Annotated in this window: 1 protein-coding gene and 1 pseudogene; both read left to right on the top strand. The window is 51.6% G+C overall.

Annotated features, from left to right (window positions below; genetic code table 11):
• Nucleotides 1–574, top strand: a 574-nt coding sequence (locus ACGF5R_RS24225; protein ID WP_387693175.1) for a phage portal protein, incomplete at its 5' end; no start/stop codon positions are given.
• Nucleotides 574–810, top strand: a pseudogene (locus tag ACGF5R_RS24220) (S49 family peptidase); the annotation flags it as partial. The gene ACGF5R_RS24225 and the pseudogene ACGF5R_RS24220, both read left to right, overlap by 1 nt.

Here is an 810-nt window from a genome sequence, read left to right as displayed (position 1 = left end):
GAAAATCACTACTGTCAATGCCGCGAGACCGCACAGTAACTTTGAAGGCTTTGAAAGTGCGGCATTACGTAATATCGCTGCGGCTACCGGCCTTTCAACTCAACAAGTGACACAAGATTGGTCTGATGTGAACTACAGTTCAGCGCGTTCTGCCATGTTAGAGGCATGGAAAACCTTAACCCGGCGCCGCGCTGATTTCTCAATCGGCTTTGCTCAACCCATTCTGACCGCGTTTATTGAAGAAATTCACGACATAGAAGATTTACCGTTACCGGCTGGTGCGCCTGATTTCTTAGAAGCACGGGCGGCTTATTGCCGGGCGCAGTGGATGGGGCCGGGTCGTGGATGGGTAGATCCTGTTGCGGAGAAGAAGGGCGCTATCTTGGGTATGGATGCCGGGCTTTCTACTCTTGAGATGGAGGCAGCAGAGAACGCGGGTGAAGACTGGGAAGAGATGCTCGATCAGCGTAAGCGTGAACTTGATGCATTCGAAGAACGCGGTTTGACTCCGCCATCATGGGCGCAACTGGATGTTCCCGCTGATAAAACCATTCAAGATCCAAAGGTAGAGTAATGAATTTACCCCATTTGGCCCAACGGCTATTTAACACCCCGCTGGCACTACATCCGCGCAAAGCCGAAGTCGTGATGGCTGCACTGACTGACCGGTTCGGCATCACACGGATTAATACGGGAGCGTGGGAAGATGACGACAGCTTTTCACGGCCTGGAAATAATGATGTTGGTTATGACGTGGTAGAAGGGATAGCGGTTGTCCCGATACAGGGAACACTCGTGCAAAAATTGGGT

The sequence above is a fragment of the Photorhabdus sp. RM71S genome, from assembly GCF_042879355.1.
GTDB classification, from domain to species: domain Bacteria; phylum Pseudomonadota; class Gammaproteobacteria; order Enterobacterales; family Enterobacteriaceae; genus Photorhabdus; species Photorhabdus kayaii.
This window is presented reverse-complemented; position numbering and strand designations above follow the sequence as displayed.